Annotated in this window: 16 protein-coding genes and 1 pseudogene; 8 read left to right on the forward strand and 9 right to left on the reverse strand. The window is 62.4% G+C overall.

The genetic code is table 11. The features are described 5' to 3' along the window. The first annotated feature begins 146 nt into the window (after positions 1-146). On the forward strand, positions 147-521 hold the full coding sequence (locus ACLJRM_RS39525) for a helix-turn-helix domain-containing protein (protein ID WP_410665964.1): 375 nt from the start codon (positions 147-149) through the stop codon (positions 519-521). 174 nt (positions 522-695) lie between these two features. Beyond that, on the forward strand, positions 696-1,832 hold the full coding sequence (locus ACLJRM_RS39530; RefSeq protein ID WP_410665965.1) for a tetratricopeptide repeat protein: 1,137 nt from the start codon (positions 696-698) through the stop codon (positions 1,830-1,832). Here ACLJRM_RS39530 and ACLJRM_RS39535 read toward each other — a convergent pair. The 3 genes from ACLJRM_RS39535 to ACLJRM_RS39545 form a co-directional block, all read right to left on the reverse strand. Continuing rightward, a complete protein-coding gene (locus ACLJRM_RS39535) occupies positions 1,818-2,366 on the reverse strand; it encodes an NUDIX hydrolase (RefSeq protein ID WP_410665966.1) in 549 nt (182 codons plus the stop codon). The genes ACLJRM_RS39530 and ACLJRM_RS39535 overlap by 15 nt on opposite strands. 46 nt (positions 2,367-2,412) lie before the next feature. Further along, a complete protein-coding gene (locus tag ACLJRM_RS39540; protein ID WP_410665967.1) occupies positions 2,413-3,588 on the reverse strand; it encodes a hypothetical protein in 1,176 nt (391 codons plus the stop codon). Positions 3,589-3,690: 102 nt separating this feature from the next. Further along, positions 3,691-3,888, reverse strand: a complete 198-nt coding sequence (locus ACLJRM_RS39545) for a hypothetical protein (RefSeq protein ID WP_410665968.1) — start codon at positions 3,886-3,888, stop codon at positions 3,691-3,693. A 275-nt stretch (positions 3,889-4,163) separates the two neighbouring features. On the opposite strand from ACLJRM_RS39545, the pseudogene ACLJRM_RS39550 reads away from it, so the two are divergent. Both ACLJRM_RS39550 and ACLJRM_RS39555 read left to right on the forward strand, forming a co-directional pair. Continuing rightward, positions 4,164-4,391 (forward strand): annotated as a pseudogene (locus ACLJRM_RS39550) (MarR family transcriptional regulator); the annotation flags it as partial. A 338-nt stretch (positions 4,392-4,729) separates the two neighbouring features. Next, positions 4,730-5,686, forward strand: coding sequence for a helix-turn-helix domain-containing protein (locus ACLJRM_RS39555; protein WP_410665969.1), 957 nt, complete (start codon positions 4,730-4,732; stop codon positions 5,684-5,686). Between the two features lie 195 nt (positions 5,687-5,881). Here the strand turns inward: ACLJRM_RS39555 and ACLJRM_RS39560 are convergent, their stop codons facing one another. The 4 genes from ACLJRM_RS39560 to ACLJRM_RS39575 all read right to left on the reverse strand — a co-directional run bounded on the left by ACLJRM_RS39560 (position 5,882) and on the right by ACLJRM_RS39575 (position 10,056). Beyond that, positions 5,882-6,400: a hypothetical protein gene (locus ACLJRM_RS39560; protein ID WP_410665970.1), complete on the reverse strand. Its 519-nt coding sequence runs from the start codon at positions 6,398-6,400 to the stop codon at positions 5,882-5,884. Between the two features lie 83 nt (positions 6,401-6,483). After that, entirely contained in the window at positions 6,484-7,527 is a 1,044-nt protein-coding gene (locus tag ACLJRM_RS39565; RefSeq protein ID WP_410665971.1) for a ParA family protein, read from the reverse strand. Between the two features lie 246 nt (positions 7,528-7,773). After that, positions 7,774-8,631, reverse strand: coding sequence for a GIY-YIG nuclease family protein (locus tag ACLJRM_RS39570; protein WP_410665972.1), 858 nt, complete (start codon positions 8,629-8,631; stop codon positions 7,774-7,776). 189 nt (positions 8,632-8,820) lie between these two features. Further along, positions 8,821-10,056, reverse strand: coding sequence for a hypothetical protein (locus ACLJRM_RS39575; RefSeq protein ID WP_410665973.1), 1,236 nt, complete (start codon positions 10,054-10,056; stop codon positions 8,821-8,823). Between the two features lie 208 nt (positions 10,057-10,264). Here ACLJRM_RS39575 and ACLJRM_RS39580 point away from each other — a divergent pair, with 208 nt between their 5' ends. The 3 genes from ACLJRM_RS39580 (at position 10,265) to ACLJRM_RS39590 (ending at position 15,145) form a co-directional block, all read left to right on the forward strand. Beyond that, positions 10,265-11,182 carry a helix-turn-helix domain-containing protein gene (locus ACLJRM_RS39580; RefSeq protein ID WP_410665992.1) on the forward strand — a complete coding sequence of 306 codons (918 nt, stop codon included), beginning with the start codon at positions 10,265-10,267 and terminating at the stop codon, positions 11,180-11,182. A gap of 847 nt (positions 11,183-12,029) precedes the next feature. Further along, positions 12,030-13,934 (forward strand): DNA/RNA helicase domain-containing protein, encoded by a 1,905-nt coding sequence (locus ACLJRM_RS39585; protein WP_410665993.1) that lies wholly within the window; start codon positions 12,030-12,032, stop codon positions 13,932-13,934. Further along, positions 13,916-15,145 carry a protein NO VEIN domain-containing protein gene (locus ACLJRM_RS39590; RefSeq protein WP_410665974.1) on the forward strand — a complete coding sequence of 410 codons (1,230 nt, stop codon included), beginning with the start codon at positions 13,916-13,918 and terminating at the stop codon, positions 15,143-15,145. Before ACLJRM_RS39585 ends, ACLJRM_RS39590 begins: the two co-directional genes overlap by 19 nt. A 653-nt stretch (positions 15,146-15,798) precedes the next feature. Here ACLJRM_RS39590 and ACLJRM_RS39595 read toward each other — a convergent pair. Together ACLJRM_RS39595 and ACLJRM_RS39600 are read right to left on the reverse strand one after the other, a co-directional pair. Further along, complete coding sequence (locus ACLJRM_RS39595; RefSeq protein ID WP_410665975.1) at positions 15,799-16,305, reverse strand: hypothetical protein; 507 nt, start codon at positions 16,303-16,305, stop codon at positions 15,799-15,801. Positions 16,306-16,373: 68 nt separating this feature from the next. After that, positions 16,374-17,333: a hypothetical protein gene (locus ACLJRM_RS39600; protein ID WP_410665976.1), complete on the reverse strand. Its 960-nt coding sequence runs from the start codon at positions 17,331-17,333 to the stop codon at positions 16,374-16,376. A gap of 265 nt (positions 17,334-17,598) precedes the next feature. Here ACLJRM_RS39600 and ACLJRM_RS39605 point away from each other — a divergent pair, with 265 nt between their 5' ends. Continuing rightward, the gene (locus ACLJRM_RS39605) at positions 17,599-19,998 is read left to right on the forward strand and encodes a tetratricopeptide repeat protein (RefSeq protein WP_410665977.1); all 2,400 of its coding nucleotides are present in this window, start codon (positions 17,599-17,601) and stop codon (positions 19,996-19,998) included. Positions 19,999-20,008 lie beyond the last annotated feature (10 nt).

The following is a 20,008-nucleotide window of genomic DNA, read 5'->3' on the forward strand; positions in this document are numbered from 1 at the left end:
TGATTTGAGCCTTAAAAGTGCGCTGATTTAGTCGCATAAAGGCGCGAGAATGGTCCGAACGCGCGACGCGGTGTGGATCTCAGCGTCGTTGATTCCGTCAAGCGCTAATGTCGGCGCTGAGGCGGACCACGAAGGAAGAGGAATAGGTGTCGGAAGACTGGGCGGCGGTCGCGAAGACCATCAACGAGCGCGTACACGAGCTCGGATGGAAGCAACGCGAACTGGCTGAGCGCTCGCAGGTCTCCCAGGCGATCGTCCGCGAAATCCAGAACCACACCGTGGAGCGCAAGCGAAGCGACCGGACGCTCGAAGCGCTTGCGGTCGCGCTCGGTTTGCACCCGCAGCATCTGCTCGCTGTCCTGCATGGCCGCATCCCGCCGACTCTCGGCCAGCCTCGCGAAGACATGGAAGACGCCGTGTCGGCGCGGCTCGCTGTCATCGAACAGCGGCTGTCGCAGATCACCGAGCACCTCGCCGATCTCACCGAGCTGCTCCGCCACGATGGGACTTCCCGCGGCTAGCGCGAAATCCTGTTTGCGATCGGCCGACTCGGTCGACCGCCGGTGTTCCTTGTCGTTTCTCATGTCACCAAGAAACGGCATTTTTCCGGGCCGCGGGAGCTGGCAGCGGTTTACATGCCCCGTGTTATTCCCTGTTATCTCCGCAGTTCAAGGCCAGTGCCGGAGGTGCGCGTCATGAACTCGGCAAGCCCCTTGAAAGCCTCCCGGAATGCGCTTGACTGGAGTCAGGAGAAACTCGCACGAGCAATCAACGCGCGTGCAGCGGCACACGGATTGCCCGAACGCTCGGTCCCCAGCCGGAAGACGGATATCTCCCGGTGGGAGAACGGCCATGTGGTGCCCGAACCGCCGATGCGCGCCGTCCTGCGCGAGATCTACGGCCGAACCGACGACGATCTCGGGTTCCCCACGGGCGAGTTCGCCGGCCCCTCAGGCGACGAGCTGGCCGAACGGCTGGTTATCGCCCGCCGAGTGGACGAGCAGACCATCGAACTGTTCCGCGACGAGGTCATCAGCGTTCGCCATGCCGACCGTCGGTTCGGATCAGCCGCGAGGCTCGAACGGCTCCGCGGACAGATCACCGAGATTGAGGGCCTGCTCAGGCACACCATCCTGCGTCGCGACAGGGCTCCGCTGGCCGGCGTGCTCGTCGAGGCATCCACGCTGGCGGGGTGGAACTCCCTCGACATCGGCTCACTTGCTCAGGCATGGACGCACTACGAACGCGCGAAATACGCGGCAATGGAGTCCGGCTCGACCGGATTGCTTGCCCACGCGACAGCTGAGCAGGCATTCGTCCTCATCGACACGGGCAACGTCGATGACGCACTCGCCCTGTTCGAGGAGGCGCGTTCGATCGGCGAGCGCGCCCCGGAACTGCTGCGTGCCTGGCTCGCGGCCGCGGAGGGCGAAGGCCACGCGATCGCTGGTCACCGGGACGAAGCTCTCCGAGCGTTCGACGAGGCCGACACACTCCTACCGAACGAAGTCGTCCACCCGGAGCTTCCGTTCGTCTTCCTCGGCGGCAGCCATCTCGACCGATGGCGCGGCAACGCGTTGGTGCACCTCGGCGCGCCCGAAGCGATCGAGCATCTTGAACGCGTGGTCGATGATGCCCGGTCGACGTCCTTCGTTCGCGCCGGCGCCGCCGTGTATGTGGATCTCGCCCTCGCCTACAGCGCATCAGGCGACCGAGAGGCCGCCCGGACCTATGCGCAGCAGGCCAGGCGGATCATCTCCCAGGTCGGCTCCGTGCGGCTACGGCTTCGGCTGGAACGACTGGTGTTGCCAGGCGACTCAGACCCGGCGTGAGTTGAGGTAGTAGAGCAGGGACACCAGCGTGCCCGATCCGAGCAGCTCCTGACGCTGCGTAAGCTCGTTGACCCGCGACAGCGGCACCCACTCCACCCTGCCGACTTCTTCCGTGTCGGTGGGCTCGCCGATGTGTTCAGCCTCGCGCCACAGGTACACATCGACCGGCGCCGTGACCTGGCCTGGCAGCGGCTCGAAGCTCACCAGATGTTCCGGCTCACCGACCGGCTGCCAGCCGGACTCTTCGGCCGCCTCCCGCGCGGCCGTCCCGGCGGAGTCGTCGCCGTCGTCGACCATACCGCCCAACAGCTCATAGCCCCATTGCTCGGTAGCGAACCGGTAGCGCCACAGCATCAGCGCCTCGTCCCGGTCGTTCACGATCAACGCGATAGCTATCCGCGCGAGGTGCACGACGTGGTAGTCCCAGCGCTCGCCATTCGGCGCCTCGACGTCCGTCAGCCCGACCTTGACCCATCGGTTGTCGTAGACCAGGCGCTCACCGAACGTCTTCCACGACCCATGCTCGTCTGCCACGCCGCGAGCCTACGGGCTGGCAGTTGCCCGCAGTACCACCTCCCGCTCAGTCTTCGCGCCCCGAAGCGATGAGCTGGGCAATTCGACGTTGCTGCCGCACAGACCCGATTTCGACAGCAAGGGTACGAGCACGAGCTGCGTGCGCTCGGCCTTCTTCGTGCTCGCCCATCGTGACGAATGCCGTCGCGAGGTCCACTCGCAACGCTGCCTCCGCGCGCGTGAACGTCGGATCGAGACGGCTGAGCGCTGTCGAAAGCACACCTACCGCCTCCGGCTCGCCGATCCGGGCGAGCGCGTGCCCACGCCACCTCGCGAGATGAACAGGATCAAGAACCACGTAGGGACCGTCCACTGCGGACACGTCGGTCGGCAGAAGCGCTGCGGCACGATCGAAGGCCAGCAGACTCGCCGAACGCTGCCCGTCTGCCGCAAGGGCCTCACCGTGCGCGGCGGCGAGCCACGCTCGCAGGAGGCGACCGGCGAGATGTCGGGCCTGACGCTCGGCAGCGCACAACAGGCCGACCGCTGATCCAGTCTCTCCGACGTCGATCAGCACGAAGGCCTGTTCAGCGAGACAGTGAACTTCGAATGCCTCGTCGCCAGACTCGCGAGCAGCCGCCTTGGCTTGCTCGTAGAACTGCCAGGAGTCGTGAACGGAACCCATATCGAGCCTCTGCCAGCCGGCGAGCGTGCCGAACTCGGCGAGCAGAGCGGCAAGTCGGCCACGAACGTCCGAAGTGAGGCTGTGGGACCGCAAACGCGCGATTTGCCGGATTTTTGTAGCCACCTCTTCGTGAGCTGTTGAAGCACCCAACTCCCGATCAAGGCGCCGGACCGAGGACAACTGGCTGTGAAGCAGGGTCAACACGTCCGCGTTCACCCGGCGAGCAGCGCTAAGTCGCTGCCGGAGTTCCGCATCCGGGTCTTCCGAAGAACTGCGGACGGCATCAGGTGCCGACAGCAGCTCGCCGATCCCAAGACTGAGCATCCGTTCGAGCAGGCGCACGGTAGCTGGGCGCGGGCGTCCGACCGGTGATCCGTCCGGCTTGCGTCCCGAGATCAAGCGCTGCAGGTGCCGGACGCTGAGCGTGCCAGGCTCACCGAACCTGCGCGCGAACCGCTCGGCATCCTCGACGAACTCCGCGAGCGTCTGATTCCGCTCCCGGAGCTTCATTTCCAGCACTGTCCGCGGCAGGTCGTCACTGCCGCCGCCAGTCGTCATCTCGCCCTCCCGGCGTTCATGCTCCCCCGCGAGATGTCCTCGCTATGTCGCCCGCACGTCCTGTCGCCTAAATGAGCGCATAAGGCAGGCTGATTTCAGATACTACAGCTCGTTGTGGCTGGTCAGCCTGTAGGTAGCGGAGGACTCATGCGCGACGTACAACAGCCGGATGCGGCCGCCGGGATATACGTCACCTGGCACAGGAGCGAGGTCGATGGCCTCGATCACGCTGTAACCGACGAAGAGTTCGCGCGCAGCCGAGATGACGACCTCGGCCGATACGAGGGACTCTGCGGTCACATCGTGCTGCCCTTCTCGATGCTCGTTCCGCCTGGGCGACCTTGTGGCCGCTGCAAGGCGTACCTGTCAGCCCGTTCGACGCTATCCACCGTCGAACGGCGTCTCCGCCCGCCTCAGCACCGCAAGCCGTCGCGCTTGCGCCGACTCTTCCGACGTTCTCTTGGGGCCAGCGCTCGGAGGCCGTGTGCGCGGCATTTGCCGAGCACTGCTCGAACCCGCGGGCTTCCGGCTTCGAGCGCTGCTCTCCGCACTACCGAGCTACCCCGCGGCGAGTCATGACATCGCCAGCCGACGCCTCGCTCCCCGTCTTCCAGCGTGAGCTCGACCCGCTTCTACTCCTGCCGATCCGGCTGTTCGTCCTGTGTCTTCTTGCTGACGTCAGGTGGCACCAAGAGGGCGCTCTGACGACGCGCCTTCGCGTCAGCTCACGAGTCCTCGCCTCTCATACCGACCGACTGCTCGCCGCCGGGTACGTAGCTCGACACAAACAGCATCGAAGCCTGCTACGTCTCACCGAACTCGGCTTCGAACGGCTCACCGGTCACGTGACCGCGTTCCAGCGAGTCGCTAGCCGAGCCGTAGACCTCGTCGCTGCCCAGCGCGCTGGCCCAGCCCACCGGCGTGACACCTGATCGCCGCCTCCAAAGCTCGACTCCCGCAGGCGGTTCGTGACGGTGTGACGGGTTCGAAGCCAGCCGACTCAGCCGTCACACGAAGCGTTCCCACAGTTCAGGGACACTTTCACGTGTCACAACGCCTTCGACGGTATGTGTCTTGCGAGACGGCCGATCTGTCCCCAAGTCCAGCCCGGCATTCGCCACAACACCCTGAGCAGGAACTGGTGAAATCGAAGAAGACGCCCCAGTTGTCTACCGCGAAGCAGAGGGAGCTTGGTGCAGAGCTGCGCCGGATCCGTATGCGCGCCGGTTACCTCGCAACTGACATGAGTCGCATGCTGGGCTGGCCCGCCTCCACTATCTCGCGCCTGGAAAGTGGCCTCCGCAGCTACCAAGCCGGCGACATCGCCATCTACCTCGCCCGAGCGAAGGCAACTCCTCACGAACTCGACAAGCTGGTAGCCCTTGACCGCCTCCCCGACGACGGCTACCAGGTCAGAAGCCACCCCGCGGGCTTCTCCGACGACCTTCCACTCATCTCCGTGCTCAACGCAGGCAGCCAGTCCATCACGACCTATGACCCCGTCGAAATCCCGCGGCAACTCCAGATCGAGCCATACATTCGCCAGACCCTAGCGAGATGCGGACACAAGGACGGTCCCGTTCTTGACGCAGCAGTGCACACACGGCTCGCCAGCCAAGCAGCTTCCCGCCGGATACCTGGCCCCTTCACCTTCTACTTGCACGAAAACACGCTGCTCGTACACCCTGGAGAACTTGTCGTCAAACACGAGCAGGTGCTGCACCTGCTGATCATGTCGTCCCTACCTCATCACCACATCCACCTCGTGCCCGATCACTTTACTTTGACCGGCCTTCATGCAGGCTTCGCCTTGTATCGACACGACCAGCACCGTCCGCTCATTCATCACCAACAGCCCACAACCAGCCTGTTCCTCGAAAACGATGATGACGTCGCATTCTACGAATGTCAGCTTGAACGCATCGCCCACAAGGCCCTGACTCGCCAACAAACCCGCGACTGGTTCGTGAGCCACCTGGCCGAAATGGAACTCGATCACCAGTCGATCATCCCAAAGGTAGCCAGCAGGTCACACGGCCAACTGCCCCAAAACCTCATCTCAGAACACAGCAAGTACATTGGTCACTACAAGAAGTAAGACGCCATTCAATCTCTGATTACACAACAGGTCGCCCACGGGAAATGAGGGCGCACAAGGAAAATCGATTCGAAATAGCTTCCACTTGCCTTTGCGACTTATATTGAAGCTCGACTTAGCCCAAAAGTCTCAAAGTGTGCTTAGCTAGCTTGCGCACCGAAGTTCACCAAAAGGGACATTTCAACCTGTTGCCCGTTACAAAATGGAGTCGATTGTTGCAACTGTCATTTCTACAGTTGCAACACTGTCCAATGCGTCCTGATCACTGAGTGGTGTAACTTGCCCTGGAGCCAGTGGGTCCGAGTCGCATTGATGAACAATTCTGTTTCGCCGCCTCACTACGAGACTCAACGCAGTCGAGGCGTTACTCGGCCCTCCAGGAAAAGCAGTCGACCAAATCTTTCCCACGCCTACCATGCTAAATGCTTTCGCGACATCGTCAGGCTTTTGAAAGGTTTCCAGCGCGAGCCGTTGAGAAATATGTCGCCTTGCTGCAATTTCACGATCCGCAGGCAATGCAGCCGAGACAATTTCCTGGACAGCGGAGAAATTCAATCCGACCTTGGCGTCCTTTGTCGTTGCCTGCATTCTTCCCATAAGCAAATCTACGGCGCGATCAAGAACTACGCCATGAACATAGGAATCAAGTGCGGCAACCGCCTGAACCAGACTACTGCGATACAGGTCAGAAGCATCGACCAAGCCTTGGGTCATCCCCTTAATGCTTTGACCAAGACCCACGAGATCCCTTGCACGTGTTATTTCGCGTTGAAACTCCTGTAATCTTCGCGCGGCCATTACTGCCTCGTGAGCTTCTCGATTTTGACGGCAATATCGTCAAATATCCTTCGATAAGATTCGATGTTTTCTTTTTGTGTCGCCCACACGAAGCCTCGCTTTCCAATATCCTCTTGTGTGAGCATAAATACCGGCTTTCTTGATTGTTGTGAATTTGCAATCAAGGTGTTGAAATCAGGAATACTCGCAAGGCGTAGAGTTTCTTCGAGTCCAGCATCGGCGTATGCAGAATTTTCCAGAAGTAAGTCTGCCTTGGAGAAGGCTGGAATTAGCCTTCCGCCAATTGCTCCATCTAACTCCTCGAAATACCTGCGGAAAGCCTCAGTGGGCTCACCCCCCTTAAGTCGATATCGCTGAACTATGGTGCCGAGGAACTTCAATTTCGGCTCCGGAAAGGGGTAGTCAGCGTCAGCAAGGGCATCCAGCTGGGCCGCGTTTCTTGCCCAGCTTGCCCAGCGAGGAAGAACTCGCGTCAGCGACTCAAGAGCCATGACGGAAAATATGTCCGGGCTAACCGGAACCGCAAAGTAGTCTGCAGTAGTAACCAGGTTTTGATTAATAGATCCAAGACCTGGACTTAGATCCACGAGAACATAATCTGCATCGTAAGCTTCAGAGGTAAGATCGAAAAGATGCCTAAAGCTCCCGGGAAGATTCTTTAAAGCTTGCACTGATTCAGATAATTGTTGTGCAATTCCCAAAGAGACTTCGTCTTCCGCAAGTCCAACATGGCCTGGAATTAGCCATAAATTTTCACGGCCTTCAACGGGGACACAGTCAACTGCAACAAGAGGCTTCGGTCTTGAAGCGAATGCAGGTTCTAGTGCGTCTTTAAGGTTTCGAGTAGGGTTGTCTCGATAGAAATTTTCGAGCGCCCCGTCTTCCCTGACATCTATCACCATGCCGGTAAGATTACATTGCGGGTCCGCGTCCACCAAGACCACTTTATGTCCACGTTCAGCAAGCATCCAGCCGACGTTAAAGCAGGTGGTTGTCTTACTGACGCCACCCTTATTGTTGAAGAAGGCAATCACTGTGCTCATGGGTCCGATGATACAGAACAGCGGTGTACTTTTCTCAGCGACGCGCTGACGCACAACAAGTAATGCATGCATAGTTGGCTTCGCCGGTCAGTGACGTTCGCCGACACGGCCCTAGTCGCACCCAGCCGGATACCATGGACTGCTTGACTAAATCCTGAGCAGATATTCGCATGGCGAGACGTAGGCGTTGGTGAAGCGACAAGCTCCAGACTGTCCCCTAGGGCCATGCGAAGACAATCGGCACCATCATAGCCGCCTCTCTCGGGTGGCTGCCCGACTAAGACGTGCGATCGCCGCCGGATCGTCCGGCCCTGCACCCCAGATGTCGTACTTAGTGTCAACTACCTTGTAAGATTGGCATGGAACATCGTTTTTCTTTTCGCGACTCACGTAATCGGCTGCCTCCTCGTTGAGAACATCGATTCCGACCATGTACATAGAGTATGTATCCAGTTCTCGAACGACGGCGTCAGCGTTCTCTTCGATACTTCGACGAAATGGGTCAAATACGAGGCCTCGGTGCTCGCATGGATCTTCATCTGTGTAGTAAGACTGACCACAGATATCGCAGTCGTCAGTATCGTAGTCTCCGTCACCTAATACTCGTAGATCGAACACGACCTCATATGCGTCGGGGGAATCCACCACAGGCTGAAATGTCATCCGGAGAAGGCAGAGGTCTGAATACTGGACGAAATGAAGACCAACGAGGTCATTCCGCAGCCATCGTCGCATTCTGCCCTCAAGGGCAGGTAGAATGTCGATCTCCTCGGATTCCGCTTCCGGATTAACAGGATAACGCGCTGCAACCTCTAGAACCAAACGCACTGCGTCGCGCATCTTGACACGGAAGAATTCACGCCTGGGATTAACGCGCTCATCGGACAGTGCAGCATGGATTTCCCGCTCAGCGGCGACCGCATCGGAGACTACGACGTCGCAGAGAACCTCAAAAGGTTGCGGAACCCCCGTCGCTCGCGACAATTCTCGGGCACGCGCCACCGCGTCCTGTTTCGTCCGGCCAATCTTCAGTGCACCGGGATAAGCTTGGTTGAACAGGACGTAAATGACGCCTCGCCGCGACTTCGTGGAAACTGCAGCCATTTCCTCCCCTTAACCGACCGGCCTGGCCCAAAGAATGTATCGTCCTTGTCTGAAGCAGCGCCGCTAACCCCCTGCCGACCCCACATCGCCAGGGCCTCGTTGGGCCCGAAGCAGGCGCGGAGCGCGCGGCAAGCGGACGTACGTTCCGATAGGCGGCGTCCAAGTGGCAGCATCGATGCTGATCAGGTCTTACGGAGGTCCGTTCAAGGTAAACGCGTTCGTTCGATGCCAGGCGAAGTAGGTTTCTGAGCTGGCGCTGTGGGCTGAGCACTGTCGATCTTGCAGGTGCAAGAGTCGAGTTCGAAGGAGTCCTTCGGGCAGGTCATCAGCCGGTCGTGTTTGCACGAAGCCTTGCTGGTCGACGGTTATCCAGCCAGATTCATACAGCGTGTCGCAGCCGAAGGAGCAGGCGAGCATCGCGATGTGGGTCAAGTCGCGGCGTTCTTGATCTGTACAGACGGCACGCTTCTTGATGTGCGCAGCGATGAGAAAGTCGATCGGGTATCGATCTCCGCAGAGCGCGCACTCGGCGAAAGCTGCGCCTCCGGCCAGGAGCTTTCGCAGCTTCTTCTGCTCTGTCCGGACTTTGACGCTGGTGACCGCGTCGAGTTCGCCGAAGTGAAGATCGCCCGTGACCTCGTCGCCGGTCGGCTCGCGCAGGATCACTTCCGCGGGCGGGCCGCCGAACCGTGCTCCGGGAAGCGTCGCCAACACCGCGCCCACAAACGCACTCCGGTGTCCCAGCTCGTCAACCGTCACCCGCACGGACCGGTGCTCAGCGAGTTTGTCCAAGCCCCTCTGCACCTCGCTGATCTCGACAAGCCTTCCGCCAGGAGAGCGTTCGGTCTGAACGCGCGCTACGTTCCCGTGCACTTCGAGCACGGTGTTCGGACTGCCTGTCGCGGTCAGGATCTCCACCCCGGTCAGAGCGTCGAGCAGCTCTTTCGCAGTCGGCAGCTCCCTGGAAGAAGCCAACTGGTCAACCGGCTCGGTACGCGGGTCGACGAGGTCTACGGCGAGCCGTGTCGCGTCTTCAAGGTTGTACCCCGGAACTTCGAGGCGAAGCCGGATGCGTTTGCGGTTGTTGCCTTCCTTTCGCGCACCGGGCGGCAACCCGACACGACCCTGCGCACTGGTGATCTCAAGCCTCAACTGCTCGACATCGGTCACCCCGGTAAGCTTCAACGGCCCCCTGACCAGGGTCCGCTCGTCCTCGGACAATCCCGAAACCCGCGCAGAAGCAACCAACGCAGACAGCAGAACTGCGTCCCGCTCACGCAGGCGCTCCAGCAGCAACCTCAACACGGGAACGTACTGGTCGTTACGTGGACGATCCGCTCCAGCAGTCCTCCCGCCGGCACTCTCCAGCACAAGACTCAAACGGCCCTCATCGACCTCAACGCCAAAGTCCGCGTTCAGTTCCACACCATGAGCATCACGAAGTCGCACGTAACCAGCCTCGCACGAACCACCGACACTTTCCCTGCCAGACCACTGGCGTGCGCTGCCGTCCTGCCTGGTGAAGCCCCTCTAATGACGTCCAGGCCGACAAGCAGCTCCCACGCCCTGAGCCTCATCTAGGCAGGTGGAGACGTGTGGATAGTGAGCAACTCGCCCCTCGGACACACGCGTTATTCACACGCAAAGAGGTCGTCGCGTAGACGGCCTCTTTTCCACGGCAAAGCAACGAGAGCTAGGCGCCGAGCTGCGGCGAATCCGCATGCGCGCCGGCTACCTGGCAACCGACATGAGCCGCATGCTCGGCTGGCCCGCCTCCACCATCTCGCGCCTCGAGAGCGGTCTCCGCAACTACCAAGCCGGCGATATCGCCATCTACCTCGCCCGCGCGAAAGCCAGCCCACAGGAACTCGACGACTTGGTAGCCCTAGACCGCCTCCCCGACGACGGCTACCAGGTCAGGAGCCACCCGATAGGCTTCCCCGACTGCCTTCCACTCATCAAGGTGCTCGACAGGGGCAGCCAGACCATCGCGGCCTACGACCCAGTAGACATCCCGCGGCAACTCCAGATCGAGTCGTACATTCGCGAGACCCTCACCAAAAACGGTATCGAGGATGGACACGCGCTCAATGTCGGAGTGCGCACGCGACTCGCCAGCCAGTCAACGTCCCCCCACGTGCCAGGTCCCTTTACATTCTATCTGCGCAAAACCGCGTTACTCGGGAGCACAGCACATCCTGCAGTCCTCCATGAGCAGATCCTGCATCTCCTAATCACGTCGTCGCTGCCTCGTCACCGCATCCACCTCATGCCCGATGATTTCGCCCTGACTAGCCTCCATGCAGGCTTCGTCCTCTATCGACACAATCAACATCTTCCGCTCGTTCACCACCAAGAGCCCACGACAAGCCTGTTTCTTGAGAACGTGCATGACGTCGCCTTCTACGAGCATCAGCTTGAACGCGTCAGTAACAAGGCCCTCACTGTCCACCAGACCCGCGATTGGCTTGTCGAGCACAAGACCAAGCTCGAGTCCGACCTTGATCACCGGGCCAGCGATCCCAGTGATGGTCAACGAGCGTCCGCCTAGCTAAGCCGAGAGCAATCTTAAGAAGACAGCAGGCAACTCGACAGTTGGAAGCAGTCGGCCGACTACACGATTCGGGTGTCGATGTCTTCAGCATGACGTGTTACTAGTCAGCAGATTGCGGATAGTCCGTTTGTCAGCCACACTGAACACCGTGCACCTAGCTGACTTCAGTTTGATCTCTCGGTCCTGCCGCGAAGATGGATTCGGATTCGAAGAATTTCGACGGCACCCCAAAGTTGTCGGGCTCCACTGGCCCGCCGACGTGCTCAAGCAATGGCTGTATGACCATGCGGATAAAGAAGAGTTTCTTCTCGACTATTCCGATGTTGATATATCTCAGATCATCTGGGGCGTCGAATCCATTTCCACGGAAGTGCTCATCCGGACGCCTACCGGAAACTCCGAACGCGACTGTATCGACGCATTCGCGGCCAACCCTGAACATTGGATCAAGGTTCGCAGTCACGGGATTCACATGGGTGTCGCTCTATGCTGGGATACGCACGGCACTTGGAAGCGATGGCCAGTACTTATCGATCGTTCACTAATTAGTCCATCAACTTCGGGACTGCAGGTCGTGGAAGGAAGAACAAGGATCGGAATTCTTAAAGGACGCAGTCGCAAAGGTGACCTAGTCTCCGAGTACCACCTGACATGGGTCGGCCGACCTCTCAATCTCTAACAACATCCACGCGGAAACCAGCTCACGCTGTTCTGAAGCCTCCAGCTGCTGCACTTCACGACGAGGAGGACGCAGGGCCGTGAGACCGCCGGCAGCTAAACGTGAAGCCGAGGAAGGCGCAACCTCCGGGGAAGACTGTCGGCTACCTCTGCTAGAACGGTGTCCATGTACATCCATGGGGGGACGATCGGGGATGCTGCGGGCCTGTTCGAAGGGGCGCCGGGCGAGTTCTTGGCTGGCTGCGCCCGGCGGTTTCGGGAGTTGCATGGGAATACTGCGGGCGACGCGGAGCAGAGGAGCTGGCCGCCGTTGCTGGACGCGTTGATGGGCGCGGGGCTTGGCGAGCTCTGGATCGGGCTCGAGTACTCGCTCCAGGGCAACGGCAAGCGCGTCGACGCTCTCGTGCTCGGGGCTGGGCAGGACGGGTCGCTGCGGGCGGTCGTGGTAGAGCTCAAACAGTGGAGCGAGTGCCACCCCATCGACTCCGAGCCGGACAGGGTCTTGGCCCATGGCGCTGTGACCACTCATCCGTGCGTGCAGGCCGCTGGATATGTCCGGTATCTGCGGACGTGGCTGCGACGGGCGGACCTCAACCTGGTCGTCGGCGCCGTCACCGTGCTGCACAACGCCGCCTCGTCCGTGGCACGCGCTTTACGCAGGTCAGACACGTGGGCCGGCGAAATCCCGGTTCTCGGCCGTGACGATTTGGAGGATCACACCGCAGTACTGGACGCCTTCGGCGGCGCCGGGCTCACTGCCCCGAGTGATGAGCAGGTCAAGGACTTCTTGGCCACGAGGCACAGTCCCCCGATGTCGGTGTTCGACGAGTTCGAGCGCACCCTCAACGGGGATCCGTCGATGACCCTGCTTGATGAGCAGCAGGATGCCCTGCTGGAACTGCAGTCACGCCTGCGGAAAGCGCTGGACCGGCCGGACCGGCACGTCCTCATCGTGACCGGCGGTCCGGGAACCGGTAAGACGGTTATCGCGACGCGGCTGGTCGCGACGATTCCTCGTCTCGCCAAGCGTCACGGTACAACCTGCACGACCCGCTATCTGACTCCCTCGGGAACATTGCGCTGGCAGCTGAGCCGGGCTGCTGGCCCCGGTGCCGATGGCCTGGTCCGTAACACCCGCGACTACCTCAAGGCGATTCCCCGGGAACGTCACGTCCCGATCATCGACGAAGCACAGCGGATCAAGGATCTCGCCGACGTCGTACCCAAGCTGCTGAACGCCACACGCCTGTCTGTCATCTTCCTGGACGAGAGGCAGATCATCCACCCGGAGGAGGGCATCACCGCCGACGCGCTCGAGAAGCTGATCCGCGACCACGGGGCCGACACCACGCGGATCGACCTGGTCCATCAGTTCCGATGCGGTGGATCGCAACGCTACCTGCACTGGATCGACGACCTTCTCTCCCAAGGCCCCACTCCACAGCCGTGGACGGCGGACGACTACGACTTCGCCACCTCGGCGAATCCCGACGACCTGGAAGCTTGGGTGAACGCCCACAACGACCTCGGTACGACTGCCCGTATCTCCGCCGGCTTCTGCTGGCCCTGGGCCGACCGCCCGGCCAAGTCCCCGCTAAACCGCGAGGTCGAACTCAAGTGGGAGGACCCGCTGACCGACGAGATACGCAACCGGTACCTGCCGTGGAACTCCAGGTACGTGATGCGTGATGCGGAGGAGAACATCATCGTTCCGCACAGTCAGGCGTGGGCCACCGATCCCGGCGGGCATGAGCAGGTCGGTTGCATCTACACCACACAGGGCCTTGAGTACCCCTACAGCGCGGTCATCATGGGACCGGACCTCGTCCGCCGTAACGATCAGTGGGAAGCCCGTCCGGAGTGCAGTGAAGACCCCGTGATGAGTGACGTCAGCCCCGACCGGTACCTGCGGCTGGCGTTCAACATCTACCGCGTACTGCTTACCCGCGGCAGCCGGGGCTGTCGGCTCTACTCCACCGATCCGGACACCCAGGCCTACCTCGAGCAGCTGATTCCGACGAAAGTGTCGGCACCTCATCCTAAGCTTCGATCATGGCCTACACCGACGTGACGAGAGAAGCCGTCCTGAAGACGCTCGCCGAGTACGACAGCGACCCTGACGCGTTCTTCGCCACCTACGGCTTCGATGCGGCCAGGCAGTACGAGCTCGTCCACGACGGCAAGCGGTACCCGTCGAAAGCCATCGCCGGAGTAGCACACCAGTACATCGACGGCCGAGCCCTGCGACCGGGCGACTTCACCGGCGGACGAGCCACCGTCAAGCGTCACCTCGAACGTCTCGGGTTCACCGTCGAAACGACACGCCCTGTCCTCATGGTCTATGTCGGGCAGGACAGCCTCAAGAACCTCCAGCACGGCCTCGACACCTGCACCTGGGGCTTCCGTGAGCTCCCTGACGACCTCATCGGCGCCACCTTCGACTTCGTCGTCTTCGCCGAAGGCGCCTCACCACGAGTCACCGACGAGCAATGGTTCAGCAAATCGGCGAACCTGCACATCTGCCAGGCCACCAGTGGCTTCTACCCCACCGAAGCCAAGCACTGGCCCGACGAACTCGATCAAGACCAGCTGATCTACCCCCACCACTTCGGCATCATCCCCCTCGGCACCGCCACTGAGGTCCCGCTCGGCCCCGGCGGGCCACTCCCCGCCGAAGCCAGCAGGCAACTCAAGGTCTCCGGCACACACCGCGGTTTCGGCAAGCTCGCCCACTTCGATCCGACGCACCTCTTCACTGCGGCGCACCTCACCGACGCGGTCACCCTGCCCGACGATCCGAAGCGGCACCCCACCATCAAACTGGCCCGGACTCCCGGCGCCCGCACCCCACAGCCTGGGACCAAGAGCCGGCGCACAACGACGAGTTCGGGCCTCGGCCGACTTCAGGACCCCAAGAAACGCAGGGCCGTCGAGCAGCACGCCGTCGCGACCGCGACCGCGCACTACGAGAAACTCGGCTGGCACGTCACCGAACTCGGCAAACCCTACGACCTCGAATGCCGGCGAAAAGGCGAAGAACTCCACGTCGAGGTCAAAGGCACCACCGGCGCCGCAGCCGCCGTCGAACTCACCATCAACGAAGTCGACCACGCCCGCGGCCCCGACATCACAGACCTCTTCGTCGTCAGCGAAATCATCGTCAACGACAACTACGACACCAGCGGCGGACAAACGCACATCTTCGAAAACTGGACACCCGACGACGACGCTCTCCAACCCACCCGATTCCGCTACGAGTTACCCAGGTTTCCCGGCAACTGAGCCACCGCATGAGCTCTTCAAAGCAGGCTGCAGCACTCACTGCTGAAGCACAGCAAAAAACACCCGACTCCACGCTCTCGCTCTACAAGAAAGGCGTTGCGCCTGCGCCGCTCCTTGCCCGCGCTGGGCGACGGCACTTTCGCATGGCGCGAGCCGGCCGTTCTGCCGGCTCATTGCCGCATCCTGCTGTCCAGCAGCCCATGCGACGGCCGCTAACTCCCACCAGACACCGCGCAATAGCTAGACGTTTCCAGCATCCGTCCGAGCAGCATCCGCAGATGCGTGCGGCGTTTCGTCAAACGGGCACGGTGTCACCGGTCAGGAACACCAATCCACCCTTGCGGCAAACTCAAAACTACCTAAGCACCCGATTGCCCTCTTCGAGCGGCGAAGCGACTGAGCCTGGGTGAACTCCTCTGCCGGGACGATCTTCGGCCGCGCAAGCTGCCAACGCCAGCGCTGAGCGCGACCGGTGTTGAGGCGTTCCTCGCGATCACGATCGACGGCGGCCGCGGGAACTTCGCAGGGCTTCATCAAGGGCAGTCTCACTGCCGCTTCGCCTCGTCGACCACCGCAGTTCGTCGCACGGCCAGATGATCCGCTGGTGTGAGTCGCCGGTCGGCGCGACGGGTGCGAACTTTGTGGCTGTGGATTCACTGCCCGTGTTCGCCGGTGGTTGTCCTGAGTCGTTCCGCGGTATCAAGCGACTTGGCTCGTACTCGGTCCGTCTGGTCTCGGTACCAGTCCCACCAAGGGCCTCCGGCCGCTCGCGCGGTCACGACGAGCTCAGCTTCTGACTCGTCATCGGCTGTCACCACCTCGTAGCCGATCGAGGACAGGATCGTGGCCATCGCGTTCTGCATCGCGGTGTCGATTGTCGACTTCCACTGCCCGGCGGGATTGTCTTGACCGGTGCGGCCCTCGCTCCACGCCTCCAGGGACGCGGACGTCAGTATCGAATGGCTGACCCAGCTGATGAACACACCACGATGTCCGAGGTTGTCGGCGAAGACGTGCGCGCCGACCGGACCGAGGGGATGGCCGCCGTGCAAGTAGTCGGGAACCAGGGGGATCCCGGCGACGGCCAGGTCGGAGCTGACGAGATTGGCCAACAGGTACAGTCTGGTGAGTGGATCTTCGGGTTCGTGGTGGTCTGGCATGTCTGCACGTGCTCCTGGTTCCGGTTGTGAGCGGTGAGTGTCACGTGTGCGCCAGCCGTGGCGGCGCGCTAGGCCATGTCGGCCAGCAGCAGCGCCAGGCTTCCCAGCGGCAGCGGTGACCCGTCCCGCCGGGTGATCGACTCAGCCAGCCGCCGGATCTCCGCCGCTCGGCCCACCTCGAGCCCCCGCCCCGTATGGGCGGCCGCGTCGAGACGAGCGAGCCGGACCGCACGGCGAAGCCGGGCGATCTGCGCGCGGTCACCGGTGCGTGCCACCAACGCCACCGCTTCGTAAACGTCAGGATCGAGCAGCAACGCGGTGTCCGCCGTGACACCTGGGTCGTTCTCCTGCCGCTCCCCGCGCTCCCACAACGCGCCGAGGGCCTTCTGCCGGCGCCGCACCGCTTCGCGCCGTCGTTCCAAAGGAGTCACCTGCGCCCGCCGGCCGTCTCCGCGCGCCACTGTGGCACGGCCACCAGGTGACGGCGCGGACGGACGGCGTTCCGCGTCGCCATAGACGAACCGCATGCGTTCGGCCCACGCCTGAAACGTGGTCCCGGCCACCGGAGGATCCGGTAACCGTTCCGGGAACACAGTGCTGTCGCGGGTGCCGTCCTGCCCGGCGGGGTCGGCCGGGATCCAGCGGTGCAACCGCCGGGCGAGATAGACCTGCACGGGCCCGACCGTCGGCGTGTCACGATCGACGAACCATGGTGGCTGGCGAGTGCCATCCGGCCCGGTATCCAGCATCCGCACGATCGCGTCATTGCACCAGCCCGCCCGGTACAGCGGAGTGAGCAGCGTGCCTAGCGTCCGTGCCTGATCCCGCGGCCAGCGGGCATGGCTGATCAACGTCATGACGGCGGCCGTGACCTGCCGCTCGTTGCCGGGAATGACCTTGGCCGGCCACGACCGGATCTGCCTCGCCCAGCCGGGCACCCCGCCACCCGCGCTCTCGCGCAGCGCCGCCTGCAACTCCGCGACGATGATGCCCGGGACCGGGCTGGGTTCGGCGGACGGCAAGCTCATCGATCCAGGACTGCGCTTCCTGCGAGGTACGGGCAACAACCCCATTATCGTGACATCGCCACACCCGGAGCCGCGGTATTTCCTTCGACGTGTCGCCCAGCGCCCAGGCACCGTTCACGAGGACTCAAGCCGTGGTACGACAGGTCCGAAATCAGAATCGGCGACGCACTGCCGATGACACTCGCCTCGGAATCGCCCTGAGTACCTTCGGCGTGGTCATCCTCTCCCGCGCGTTTCTCAAGTTGCAGTGGGAAAGTAAGAAGTCTTGACCTACAACCCGTCGCTCGTCGCGCGCGACACCGCGAAGACCAGCGTTCGGGAAATCGCCGAAGAGATCAAGCCTCCGACGACGGGTCGGCCAACGACCATCCTCGACCGGAGCCTGCAAGGGGGCGTCATTTCGGCGGTACACCCGTCGGCGCCCAATCCTCCCGGATCCCTCGAATGGTGCTGCTCAGCGCGACGCTACCCCGGCATCATGGAAGGCGCCCATCGCAACGTGACGTGGAAGCGACATTCGAATCGGGGGACCATGGCCGGCGCGCCACACGAGCCGTTCGACTTCACGAGGCTCACCGGCGCCTTTGGCAACGGACTGTCCGAGCGTGACGACCGACTCGAATTGCCTGTGCAACGCGGAACGGCCCCACAGCAACTTCCCATGGCTCCTCCCTGGTGCGTCGGCCGTGAGGAGGAGTCGAGCAAGCTGACAGCCGTCCTTCTCCCCGACGAAGACCGCACAGGGCCACCCGTCGTCCTCGTCGAGGGCGCAGCCGGTGTAGGCAAGACGACACTGGCATTGCGCTGGGCACATCGGCACGCCGGATTCTTTCCCGATGGTCAGCTCTACGCCGACCTGCGCGGCTTCGATGCCCGCGCGACACCAGCCAGCCCTGAAACGATCCTTCGCGGCTTTCTGCTCGCCATGCGGACCGACCCGAACGCCATCCCGTCGAACGCGGACGCAGCCGCCGGGCTTTATCGTAGTGCAGTCGCTTCAAGACGGATGTTGATCTTCCTCGACAACGCGTGGGACGCCGCTCAGGTATTGCTCCTGCTACCCGGCGTGGACTCGTGCGCGGTCATCGTGACCACCCGCCGTCACCTGCCGAGCCTGACTATGCGGGGTGCGACCACCATGCGTCTCACCACGCTGTCTCCGCACTACGCGCGACACTTTCTGAGCAAGCAGCTCACCGCGGAGGTACTCGACGCCGACTTCCAGGCGACGGCCGCGGTGATCCGGCGGTGCGGCGGCCTGCCGTTGGCGCTGTCACTCGTGGCTTCGCGGGTCGTCGACCACCCGGGTTTCCCGATGTCGGTTCTCGCCGATGAACTCCGAGAGGAGTCCACGATGCTGAATGCCTTCAACGCGGGCGATGACGCGTCGGACCTCCGAGCAGTGTTGTCGTGGTCTGCGGCCATCCTGAGCGGCGAAACAGCTCGCGCGTTCAGGATGCTCGGCATCGCTCCGCTTTCGGAGTTCACAGCCGTCACCGTCGCCTGTTTGCTGGACTCCACTCAGGTGAAAGCGGAGGAGATCCTTCGCTCCCTCGAAACCGCGAACCTGGTCCAGCGATACAAGCCGAAGCGCTTTCGTGTGCACGATCTGGTACGCGCATATGCGTCCGAACTCCTGGAAGCCGAGGAAACGGCCCGGAGCCGGGAAGAAGCACTCCGCCGCGTGGTCGACTTCTACGCCGCGGCCGCGCGAGCCGCCGATCTCCTCCTCTACCCTCATCGCCGCGCTGTTCCACCACCGCAGACACCCCACGTCGCCCTGGGTTCCCTCCTGGCGGACGAACTGGCGGCGCTCGCCTGGTTCGACGAAGAGCACCAGACGCTGCTCGCGGTGCAGAAGACCGCGTTGGACGAGCTATGGCACGAAGCGGCCTGGCACATGAGCCACGGGCTGGACACCTACCAGTATCGTCGCGGCTTCTCCCAGGAGAATGTGGCTAGCTCGCAGATCGGGCTCGCCGCGGCCGAGGCGACGGGTTCGCGGCGGCTGCTGGCCTCGGCCATGCGGCAACTCGGTCGAGCTCACACTCGGGCCGGCGACCTCCGAAGTGCCGAGTTTCACCTCCGCCAGGCGCTCGACCTCGAGACGAGCGTGGGCTTCGACACTGGGCAGGCGCACGCGCATCATGATCTGCAGCGGGTCTACTCGCTGCTCGGGCAGCATGACGCCGCGCTCGAGCACGCTACGGCGGCACTCGCCCTGTACCGCCGCGTAGGAAGCGCAGTGGGCGAAGCGCACTCGCTGAACGCGCAAGGCCGGCAATACGCGGAACTGCGGAACTTCACCGCCGCCGAAGAGTGCTGTCGGAAGGCACTCGCCTTGCACACCGAAAACGACAACGCGAGTGGCCGGATCGCCACTCTGGACTCTCTCGGATACATCGCCCAGCGGACCGGGCGACCGGAAGAAGCCGCCACCTGCTACTCGGATGCCCTCGTGCTCGCGGGCACGTTCCACAACCACTTCGCCGAAGCCGGGCTCAACGAAAGCCTCGGCTGTGTCCTGGCGGAACTGGGAGCGAACACGGCCTCCGCCCGGGCCCTGCACGCGGCCCACGACCTCTACGCGGCGCAGAATCGACAGCAGGACGCCGATCGGGTCCGTACCAAGCTGACCCCGGACCGCTCCACGACCGACCTCTGATTCCTCCATT

This window comes from Amycolatopsis sp. lyj-84, assembly GCF_046549075.1.
In the GTDB taxonomy this organism is placed as follows: domain Bacteria; phylum Actinomycetota; class Actinomycetes; order Mycobacteriales; family Pseudonocardiaceae; genus Amycolatopsis.